This is a genomic window from Streptomyces sp. NPDC002838, from assembly GCF_040295365.1.
Taxonomy (GTDB): Bacteria; Actinomycetota; Actinomycetes; order Streptomycetales; family Streptomycetaceae; genus Streptomyces.
The window spans coordinates 1-8,865 of sequence record NZ_JBEOVF010000117.1 but is presented as its reverse complement, the minus strand read 5'-3'; the positions used below and the strand labels follow the sequence as shown (position 1 = coordinate 8,865).

The 8,865-nt window shown below is 71.2% G+C and carries 7 protein-coding genes; 2 read left to right on the top strand and 5 right to left on the bottom strand.

What is annotated here, in order from left to right:
- Window positions 1-407 precede the first annotated feature (407 nt).
- A complete protein-coding gene (locus ABT063_RS51460; RefSeq protein WP_351069195.1) occupies window positions 408-3,833 on the bottom strand; it encodes a S8 family serine peptidase in 3,426 nt (1,141 codons plus the stop codon).
- Between the two features lie 624 nt (window positions 3,834-4,457).
- Between ABT063_RS51460 and ABT063_RS51455 the strand changes: the two genes are divergently transcribed.
- Both ABT063_RS51455 and ABT063_RS51450 read left to right on the top strand, forming a co-directional pair.
- Entirely contained in the window at window positions 4,458-4,979 is a 522-nt protein-coding gene (locus ABT063_RS51455; protein ID WP_351069194.1) for a hypothetical protein, read from the top strand.
- Window positions 4,980-5,124: 145 nt separating this feature from the next.
- Window positions 5,125-5,361 (top strand): hypothetical protein, encoded by a 237-nt coding sequence (locus ABT063_RS51450; RefSeq protein ID WP_351069197.1) that lies wholly within the window; start codon window positions 5,125-5,127, stop codon window positions 5,359-5,361.
- Window positions 5,362-5,572: 211 nt separating this feature from the next.
- Here ABT063_RS51450 and ABT063_RS51445 read toward each other — a convergent pair whose 3' ends face one another.
- The 4 genes from ABT063_RS51445 to ABT063_RS51430 form a co-directional block, all read right to left on the bottom strand.
- The gene (locus ABT063_RS51445; RefSeq protein WP_351069192.1) at window positions 5,573-6,499 is read right to left on the bottom strand and encodes an IS630 family transposase; all 927 of its coding nucleotides are present in this window, start codon (window positions 6,497-6,499) and stop codon (window positions 5,573-5,575) included.
- A gap of 118 nt (window positions 6,500-6,617) precedes the next feature.
- Window positions 6,618-7,187, bottom strand: coding sequence for a hypothetical protein (locus ABT063_RS51440; RefSeq protein ID WP_351069190.1), 570 nt, complete (start codon window positions 7,185-7,187; stop codon window positions 6,618-6,620).
- Window positions 7,184-8,623, bottom strand: coding sequence for a sensor histidine kinase (locus ABT063_RS51435; RefSeq protein ID WP_351069189.1), 1,440 nt, complete (start codon window positions 8,621-8,623; stop codon window positions 7,184-7,186). Before ABT063_RS51435 ends, ABT063_RS51440 begins: the two co-directional genes overlap by 4 nt.
- Window positions 8,624-8,673: 50 nt before the next feature.
- Window positions 8,674-8,865 (bottom strand): winged helix-turn-helix domain-containing protein (locus ABT063_RS51430; protein ID WP_351069187.1); only part of this gene is annotated, 192 nt, incomplete at its 5' end.

Here is an 8,865-nt window from a genome sequence, read left to right as displayed (position 1 = left end):
ATCGCCGCACAGCGCTTCATGGCCGACCGCGCGGGCTCCCACACCCGGGAAGTCAAGGCCTCACATGCCGTGACCGTTTCCCAGCCGCAGGCCGTCGCGCGGTTGATCAAGCAGGCCGACCACGCCACCCGGTGATGCGGGCCCACCGGCCGACCGTCCAGGTGGCGTGACAGTCTCCCGTCACCGGGCTCCTATCATCCTGATCACCAGATCGAGTGGACCCATTTCCAACTGAGCCGGCCTTCGCCGCTGAGGGAGGCTGCCGCGCGTGGCCTCCCTCACCGGGTGACCGCTCCGGTGCTCCCAAGGCCGTCCACCGGAGCGCGACCATACCGACAGGGCCCGGGTCTTCGACCCGGGCCCTGTCCTTGAAGGGGCCCTTCGGCCCTCGCTCTGCTGCCCTCGCCCTACCGGACCGTGAGGTAGGCGCGGTCGATCGTCTGGACCAGGGTGTTGCCGTCACGGTCGGTCAGCTTGGCACGCAGCGAGACGGTGCCCGGCTGCGCGGGGTGGTTCAGCGACAGGTGGGTGCCGTTGACGGCTCTGGCCGTGGTCCAGGTCCTGCCGTCGTCGTAGGACACCTCGAACTCCAGCTTCTTGGCCGTCCGAGCGGTGGCCGCGCCCTCCACGGTGAAGGGCACCTGGAACCTCTGGCCGGCCTTCGCGGTACTGGTCAGTGACAGCCCGGGGGAGAAGCGGACCACGGACAGCGGCAGCCGGGCCCAGCTGTCCCCGGACACGCCGGCCGACCTGAACGTCCACTGCGCCCGCACGCGGGTGCTGACCGCGAACAGCTCCGGGTCCCGGGAGGCGTCGACACTCAGTTCGTACCGGCCGTCCCCGGCGGGGACGGTGTACTCGGCGATGTTCAGCGGATCGCCCTCGGCGGGGATCTCTTCGCCGTCGGCGCGGAGCGAACTCTCCAGCTCCGTGTAGCCGCTGCTGCTCTCATGCCCGTCACTGTCGCTGAACATGGGCAGATGCGCCTTGATCGTGTTCCCGCTCCGCGCGATCCCGGGACGCCCCCACCGCGGTTCACCCTCACCCGGGGGCAGGACCGGACCGAAGACACCGACGTTGAACCGCGCGGTGTAGCTCTTCTTCGGCTGGTACGCCGTGAACCCTCCCAGCTGCGCGTTCCCCGACTCCCAGTGGTGTACGGAGTAGCCCCATTTGACGCCGTTGCCGAGGACGTATTCGGAGGTCCGCAGCGGCAGTTGGCGCCGGGTGGGAGTGCTGAAGTCGGCCGCGAACTCGCCGATGGGCGTCAGCGGCATCACCGCGACCTGCGCGGTCGACTCAGGGCCGGGCCTGCCGGCCGCGAAGTCGATCTCGGCCAGCTGCTCGCGCCGGACGTCGGCGGTGAAGCCGCCGAGCGAACCCGTACGGTTCCACGCGAGACGGTAGTTCACGGCGCGCCCGTCGGCCGCCTGACGTGTCCAGAAACCGCTGTACTGGGCGTATGCCGCGGCCTTCGGCGCCTCCGGGCCGATGTGACCGACCTTGAAGCTCTGGAAATCGGGGAAGTCGAAGACGGCCGGCATGAAGCCGAGGGGCTGCCCGTCGGAGCGGGTGTAGCCCGGGATGAGCTGGGCGTGGTGGTTCTCGGCTCCCGCGTCGGGGACGGTGATGCGCGTGGCCTTGGCCTCCCGGGCGTCCATGACGACCGTGGTGTCCTTGGTCAGCTGCAGGGCCGGGGCCAGGAAGAAGGAATCAGGGGCGGCGGACTCGCCGCCGGCGTCGAGGATCCCGGTGAGCGCGTAACCGCCCTTGGGCAGGCGCACCGTGACCTCGCCGTCCGTCTCGTCGGCGAACTCCTGGTAGTAGTCGCGGTCCCGGCCGTCGATCGCCGTGAAACCCCTGCCGGTCGGCTTGCCGTCGTCGCCGAGGTGCTTGATGGTCAGGTCGTACGACTCGATCTCGCGCTCCACGCCGAAGGCGGTGCGCACCCGGGTCCGGCCGTCGGCCGAGGCTGCGGTCACCGAGCCGCCGTACGAGCCGTAGGCTTCGCCGCCGACGCGGGTGTCGGCGGTCACCGTGGTGCTCGCCGTACCGCCCGCCGCAACGGTGAGCTGCCGCGACGACATCTCGAACATGCCCTCGGGTGCGGGCCCGCCGTCCACTCCGAGCGCCTCGATGGCCAGGTCCAGGACGACCGGCTCGGTGCCGAGGTTGCGGTACGTGATCTCCTTCGTCACCGGCTCGTCATCGGTGTGCGGCCACTTGGGGCGGCCGAAGCCGATCGGGCCCTGCTCGGCGACGACGGTCTGCCCGATCGCCCGGGCCACATCGGTGCGTCCGGTGCCCTGCTGGTACGCGCTGTACGGGCCGGGCTTCGCGGAAGCCGTGAGCGCCGCCCTGATCCGCTCGCCGGTCCAGTCCGGGTGCTGCTGCGCCAGGATGGCGGCGGCGCCCGCGACATGCGGAGTGGCCATCGACGTGCCGCTCAGGGTGGCGTAACCGGGCGTCCCCGAGGGGAACACCTGCTCTATGGGGCTCGCGGTGGAGGCGGCGGCCGTGATGTCGACGCCCGGCGCGGTCAGGTCCGGCTTGACTCCTCCGTCACCGACGCGCGGGCCGCGGCTGGAGAAGTCGGCGAGCTTGTCGGCCTTGTCGACCGCGCCGACCGTCAGCGCGGACTCGGCGCTGCCGGGCGATCCGACGGTGCTCTCGCCGTCCTCGCCCGCGTTGCCCGCGGCGATGACGAACAGCGTGTCCGTCTCGGCGGAGAGACGGTTGACCGTCTCCTCCAGCGGGTCGATGCCCTGGGTGTCAGTGCCGCCCAGACTGAGGTTGACGACCTGGGCGCCCTCGGCGACCGCCCACTCCATGCCCGCGATGATGCCGGACTCCCAGCCGCCGCCTCTGTCGTCCAGGACCTTGCCGTCCAGGATGCGCGCGCCCGGCGCGACGCCCTTGTACCTGCCCTGGGACCTGGCACCCGTACCGGCCACCGTCGAGGCCACATGGGTGCCGTGGCCGACCCGGTCGACGCTGTCCTCGGCGTCGGAGAAGTTCCGTTCGGCGATCTCCTGGCCCGCCAGGTCGGGGTGCGTCTGGTCGACGCCGGTGTCCAGCACGGCGACCTTGACGCCCCTGCCGTCGAACCCGGCGCCCCAGGCCGTCGGCGCGCCCGTCTGGGCCACGCTCTTGTCCAGGCTGGCCTGGCGCTTGCCGTCCAGCCAGACTTTCACCACCTTCTTCACCGCCGGTGAGCCGGACAGCCGCGCCGTGCCCTGTCCACCGTCACCGCCGTCGGTGAAGGTGTCCCAGAACGCGGAGTGGCCGTGCTTGTCGGCCCGCAGCGCCACGCCGTTGACGCTGGTCAGCTCCTGGCCCGCCTTGGCCCGTGCGTCGCGGAAGGCGCTCGCGGGGGGTGTCTCGTCCCCGGCGTAGGTGACGATCAGCGGCAGGTCGGACCGGCTCGCGTCGTCGTACCCGTACGCGACGAGTTGCGTCACGTCGAACAGCCGCCGGTCGAGCTTTCCCTGGACGACAGCCGGCGCCGCGTCGCCCGGTATGACGAAGCTGTGCCCGTCGACCTTCCGGACCGAGAACGACGCGCCCTCGCGCCCCTTGGCCCTCTCGATCCCGGCGACAGAGCCGTCCGCGGCGATCGACACCTTGTCGCCGGTGATCAGCGTCACCGTCTTGGCGCTCTTCGCCCCCGGAACGGACAGGGCCCTCCCTGGGCCTGCCGGAGCGTCAGGGGCCAGGGCGACGGCCTGGCTCACCCCCGGCATCCCGGTCGCGGTGAGTACGGCGGCCATGGCGAGAGCCCCCAGCGGGGCGGCCGCATGTATTCGTCTGCCGGGAGATAAGGACATGCTCATGCCATCTCTTTCGTCGGGGGATGAAGGAACGAAGGGCTGGAGCGCACAGGCCCGCCCCGCGATGACTCCGAGGTTGGAACGTCACGCCGTCCCGCGCCGGCCAGGACAGGCCGGCAGTGGGTCCGCCGCCGGAGGCAGACCGCCCGGGCCGCGGGACCGGGATGCCGAGGACCTCGCGTGCTGAGCGATCATGGTCGTTGAGGCTAGGTCCGCTGTGTGACCGGACCTGGCTCGGACGATAACGGAACCGCATCGGCCGATCCGAGGATGTGCTCGGGGACCGCCACTTGGCCGACGGCAGGCGACCGCGGCCACGTCAGCCAAAGATGCGCCTGCCGCGTGAGCAGGCCCCCCGCGCGCCGTGTGGTCCTGCCGTCACCGCCGCACCCGGCTTCGTCGCACCCTCCTCTCCCCGCACTCGGCGGCCGGGGGCCTGACCCACTGCCCCTTTGTTCCCGTGGCCGAAGCGGGTCTCCGCCGGTCGGACAACCCTTGGTCTGTTGCTGGTCTGTTGCCGCTGAAGGAACTTTCGAGATAACGCATCACCAAGGCCTCCCTGCGAAACATCCGGATCGACCACAACAGCGAGTGGGATTCCCCGCCTGACGCAGGCAGGGAAGCGGGATGAACAGGCCGCTCAAGGCCGTCGTCTTCCGTCCGCTGCCGCGTCCGCTCAAGCCCTTCCCACAGGAGACCGAAGCCTCGTTCCTGGACCGCCTCGCCACGGCCAACGCGATGCCCGTCCAACGCCTTCAGCGGTCTTCCCACTGGCTGGAATCCCGTCTGGATCCGGTCGGCCGGCTCAGTGTCCTCAGCGGACAGCCCCGGACCTTGATCCGGTACGCGATCCCCCGCTGGGAGCGACAGGCATGGAACATCCCGCAAGGTCCCTTCGCCGCAACTCCCCGATGGGCATGCCGACGCTGTGTCGCCCGCAGGACCGGCACCCCTGGCCAAGGCGTCATGGTCTGGATGTCGAAACACCACGACCAGGTCTGCATTCCGCATCGCCTCTGGATCGGCCGGGCCGTCGAAGCCCCCGCCAACCAGTTCGGCCTCGCCGACCTGCCGGAGATCGTCGCCGCCCAGAAGCGTCGCTACCGGCTCCTTCGCTGCTACGGCCCCGACGTGGTCAACGTCTGCTAAGAACAGACCTCCCGCTTCTGGACCACCCTCCTGCAGCACGGCTACCGGATCAGCGACCTCACACAGCGGCTCGCTCGGCTCCAGCCCCGTCCGGCCGTGGGACCCCAAGCGCTACGCGGCGATCTATCCCGAGATCGTCAAAGCCATGGTGTTCTACGCAGCGCCGCACTGGCGCGGCCTGGCACTCTCCGGCGCTGATGAGGAGTTTCGGGCCTTCCGCGCAGAATTCATCCGGCGGCTCCCCAACGAAAGCTCCCTCCGCACCACCGCCAAGCCGTGGTTCATCCACCAACTCCGCGTGATCGCGGACACCATCGAGACAGCCGCAGCCCTCGGCAATGGCAACCCGAAGGGCAACTCGGCTCCTGAAAGCCCAGGTTGAGCGAGACGACCCCGGCCGCTACGCCCCTTCGGTTCTATTCGAGGGTGTAGCGGACGTGTGGGCCGCCGAAGTAGCCGCGGACGATGTGTGGCTGCCGTTGGCGGCGGTGGAAGAACCCTGCGGGTCTCGGCGGCGAGTTGGGCCTGGTCACGGGCCCGGCTGTGCATGGGCAGGCTCCGCTTGAGGTCGGCGTTGACCAGCTCGTCGAGGTTCAGCTCCGGCGAGTAGGACGGCAGGAAGTGCAGCTCGATGCGTCCGGGTGATCGGCCAGCCAGGCGCGGACCTTGCGGGAGCGGTGCGCGGAGTGGGCGTCCACGACGAGGTGTACCTTGCGGTCGAAGTGGCCTGCGAGACGGTTCAGGAAGCGGCACATGACGTCGGCGTCGAAGGTCTCGGTGAAGACCATGAAGTGCATGCGGCCCTTGGTGCTGATCGCGGACATCGCGTTCACCGAGAACCGGTTGCCCGTGCGGCGCACGACGGGGGTGCACCCCTTGGCGCCCCAGGTGCGGCCGGCGACCTGGTCGGAACGGATGCCGACCTGGTCGGCGAAGAGGACCTCCCCGCCCTCGGCCTTCGCCCGCGCGCGGATCGCCGGCCAGGTCTCTTCCCGCCAGAGGCGGACCGCTTCCGCGTCCTGCTCGACGGCCCGCTTGTCCGGGCGCTGGAAGGTCAGTCCCCATCGGCGCAGGTACCTGCCCACGCCCTGGTCGGTCAGCAACCGCTTTTCCGCGATGCTCTGGCCGGCCCGGCAGGCCGCCAGCGCCCGGGCGGTGACCACGTACTCGTCTTCGGCGTTCCTCAGCAGCCGCCGTTCGTCGTTCGGCCACCGGCCGCGCAGCATCTCCGTCGTGATCACCGATCCGATGGTCAGCGGCAGCATGGCGGTGCGCACGGCGCTGCGCGAGACGAACCTCGCCATATCCACGTTCTCCCCGACAAGCCCGCTGCGGGGCCGCAGCTTGCGCACGCGGTGCTCGATACGCCGAAGGCTGTCCTGAACGTCGTTCACCTGGCCCTCGAGTCTCTGCCGGTAGGGGCCGGGCGGCGTGATGGTCGCATCCGCCCTGAACCGGTCGACGACCGCCTCATGCGCATCGCGGGCGTCTTCCAGTGCCGGTACGAGCGCGTCCGTCATCACTGTCGTGGGGGTGCTCCCTAGGGGTTGAGGGGCAGGCAGCCGGCCAGAGGGCCGCGCAGGTGCAAGAGGCTGCCCGCCGGGGAACCGGCAGGTTCACGCGGAGTCGGCACCTCGGTCAGGCGTCGGAACAGCTGGCGCCGGTCCCTTCGACGGGCCGACCGCCCGGGCCCGTGACGGTCACCGGCAAAGGTTCCGCCCCGGGTTCGGCGACGCGCTGCGCCCCGAGGGCCGTACAGACCAGCTGGTCCACCGCGAGGCCCGTCAACTCACCTGAGGCGGCGGTGAGTTCAATGGACACCCGGGCGTCCTCCGCCACCACCTTCACGACGTCCGCCGCGGTAGCCTCCTGCGGCACCTCGATGGGGCCGTCGGTGTCCGGGGCCGGAACGGCCGTCGGCAAGAGCCCCGGCAGGGGCAGCCGCGTGGTCAGGCGCTTGACGCGCTCCGCCTCGGTCGGGCCCTCGAGCAGTACCGCCACCGCCGACTCGACGTCGACCGGCGCGACGGTCCTGCGGGGAACCGCGACCAGAGTGTCGTCCCCCGCCACGAAGTAGACCCGGATCGTGGGCACCAGCCCACCGGCGGGCCCGCCCGCCTCCACCACGCCGGTCGTGGGGATGCCGCAGGAGGTGAGCGCGCACAGCGCGGGAACGGCCAGCAGTACGGCTCGGCGCAGGGCCCTCACTGTCCGCTCCCCAGGGTCGACTCGTCCCGCCGCAGCGGGAGTTCGACGGTGAAGACCGCGCCGCCCTCCGGACGGTTCGCCGCCCGGACGGTGCCGCCGTGCATCCGGACGTTCTCCGCCGTGATGGCGAGGCCCAGGCCGCTGCCCTCGGTCCGGGTGCGGGCGGTGTCGGACTTGTAGAAGCGCTCGAAGACGTGGGGCAGCACGCTGTCGGGGATGCCGGGCCCGCTGTCCAGCACCTCGATCACGGCCGACCCGGGGTCTGTGCCCTCGTACAGGCGCAGGTGGACGGGACGGGCACCGTGCCGCAGGGCGTTGCCGACCAGGTTCGCGACGACGACGTCGAGGCGACGCGGGTCGACCCGGCCGCGCAGCGCGTCGGGCGGGGGCAGGCGGACGTCCACCAGGTCCGTCCAGGCGCGGGTGGCGAGCGTGCGCCGCAGTGACTCGGCGAGGTCGATCTCGTCCAGGTGCAGCACCGCGGCGCCCGCGTCGAAGCGGGAGATCTCCATCAGGTCGTCCACCAGCCGGGCCAGTTTCACGGTCTCCTCGCTGATCAGCCGGACCGCGGTGGCGGTGTCGGGGTCGAGGTGGGTGGCGTCCTCGTCGAGGACGTCGGTGACCGCGGACATGGCGGCCAGCGGGGTGCGCAGTTCGTGCGAGACGTCCGCGGCGAAGCGGCGGGCCCGGGCCTCCATGCCGCGCAGTTCGGCCACCGACTCCTCCAGGGCGGCGGCCGTCTCGTTGAACGTGTGCGACAGGTCGGCGAGTTCGTCGGAGCCGTTGACGTCGAGCCTGGTGTCCAGCCGGCCCTCGGCGATGCTGCGGGTGGCGCGGCGCAGGGCGCGCACCGGCCGCAGCACTCCGCGGGCGGCGAGCAGCGCGAGCAGCACGGCGAGGCCGAGGGCGGGCACGGTGGCCCGTTCGACGGCGGTGACCAGGGCGTCGACGTACGCCTGTTCCGTGGTCTGCGGCACGGTCAGGAACACCTGGACGCCGGACGCTGGGCCGGTCGCGGCGGTGCCGGCGGTGAAGACGACCGACATGCCGACGACCAGGGAGGTGTGGTCGCCGCTGTCCACCCGCTGGAAGACGGTGGCCGTGCTGGAGTCCACGGCCGCGCGCAGGGCCGGCGTCAGCTCCTCGAACGGATCATCGGGAGCCGAGGTGGCGCTCAGCCCGCCGTAGGCGACCAGCACCCGCCAGGTCCCGGCGGGTTCGGCGCCGGCCACGTCGGCCGCGAACCGCTGCAGCTCGAACTCGCCCGTCGGCACGGGGAGTTCGGGGGCGAGCCGGTCGATCTGGGTCCGCAGCAGCTTGATCACGGTGTCCTGGCTCTGCTGGAGCACTCCCGTGCGGGCCTCCCGGAAGGTCAGGGCGCCGGTCGTCGCTGCGGTGAGGGCGGCGACCAGCGCGAACGCCACCACCAACCGCATGCGCAGACCGCGCAGTTGAGGAGCCCTGACACGGGTTCCCAGCAGCCGCCTCACCGGGACGCGAACCGGTAGCCGAAGCCGCGCACGGTCTGTATGTAGCGCGGATCGCGCGAGGGTTCGCCCATCTTGGCGCGCAGCCGTTTCACGCAGGCGTCCACCAGGCGCGCGTCCCCGTGGAAGCTGTGCTCCCAGACCGCCTCCAGGAGTTGCTGCCGGCTGAACACCTGGCCGGGTGAGGCGGA

Excerpts from the sequence above, each read along its gene's own strand:
- ABT063_RS51460 (WP_351069195.1), bottom strand. The coding sequence starts at position 3,833 with ATGAGCATGTCCTTATCTCCCGGCAGACGAATACATGCGGCCGCCCCG.
- ABT063_RS51455 (WP_351069194.1), top strand. The coding sequence starts at position 4,458 with ATGAACAGGCCGCTCAAGGCCGTCGTCTTCCGTCCGCTGCCGCGTCCG.
- ABT063_RS51450 (WP_351069197.1), top strand. The coding sequence starts at position 5,125 with ATGGTGTTCTACGCAGCGCCGCACTGGCGCGGCCTGGCACTCTCCGGC.
- ABT063_RS51445 (WP_351069192.1), bottom strand. The coding sequence starts at position 6,499 with ATGACGGACGCGCTCGTACCGGCACTGGAAGACGCCCGCGATGCGCAT.
- ABT063_RS51435 (WP_351069189.1), bottom strand. The coding sequence starts at position 8,623 with ATGCGGTTGGTGGTGGCGTTCGCGCTGGTCGCCGCCCTCACCGCAGCG.